We start from the raw sequence: 228 nt of genomic DNA, 5'->3' as shown, positions 1-228 counted from the left end.
ATGTAGAACAGTACCAGAGCCATTCAGAACTCGTTGTAAATTAAAAGGACGATAAGTAGCAATGTTGTCCTTAACTTTTGAATAATATGTTTTAGAAGCTCACCTTTAGTTACTCCTTCAAATTTCGATTGATCAGCAAGAATCTCGGAACGTAATTTATCAATATGCTTTTGCACATATTCCTTTATGACTTCATTTGGAATATCTTGATTTTTCTTCAATGTAGTC

Annotated in this window: 1 protein-coding gene; it reads right to left on the bottom strand. The window is 32.5% G+C overall.

Features of this window, described 5'->3' with window-relative positions; all coding sequences use genetic code 11:
• Nucleotides 1–23 precede the first annotated feature (23 nt).
• Nucleotides 24–228 (bottom strand): hypothetical protein (locus AOA59_RS32765; RefSeq protein ID WP_218212165.1); only part of this gene is annotated, 205 nt, incomplete at its 5' end.

This window comes from Pseudomonas sp. 2822-15, from assembly GCF_002742515.1.
GTDB classification, from domain to species: domain Bacteria; phylum Pseudomonadota; class Gammaproteobacteria; order Pseudomonadales; family Pseudomonadaceae; genus Aquipseudomonas; species Aquipseudomonas salomonii.
The sequence above is the reverse complement of the archived record's forward strand: the minus strand, read 5'-3'. Positions and strand labels throughout refer to the sequence as shown.